1 protein-coding gene is annotated in these 258 nt (G+C 70.2%); it reads left to right on the top strand.

Annotated elements, in window-relative coordinates:
* Positions 1-57: 57 nt before the first annotated feature.
* A partial coding sequence (locus PGS10_RS25030) for a hypothetical protein (protein WP_316423652.1) occupies positions 58-258 on the top strand: 201 nt, incomplete at its 3' end.

The following is a 258-nucleotide window of genomic DNA, read 5'->3' as shown; positions in this document are numbered from 1 at the left end:
GCCGGGGCGCAGCAGGCGGGGGCGAAGACCGAAACGCCGGCCGTCAACGAGGCGGAGGTGGTGGCCATCGCCGTGGCTCAGGGCCGGGATCCGGTTGCCGCGCTGAAGGCGGCTCACGACAAGGAGGATAGCGATAAGGCGAAAGCCGCCGCCGCCGCGAAGCCGCCGGAGAACGGCCCGCTGGGTAAACTGCCGGATCCGGTGTATGTGCCGCTGAAGGCCAAAGCGCTGGAGGTGATGCTGGCGGACCAGCTGAGC

Source organism: Klebsiella sp. 141153 (genome assembly GCF_032601995.1).
Taxonomy (GTDB): domain Bacteria; phylum Pseudomonadota; class Gammaproteobacteria; order Enterobacterales; family Enterobacteriaceae; genus Klebsiella; species Klebsiella aerogenes.
Note: the sequence above shows the minus strand (reverse complement) of the source record. Positions and strands in the feature narration are given on the sequence as shown.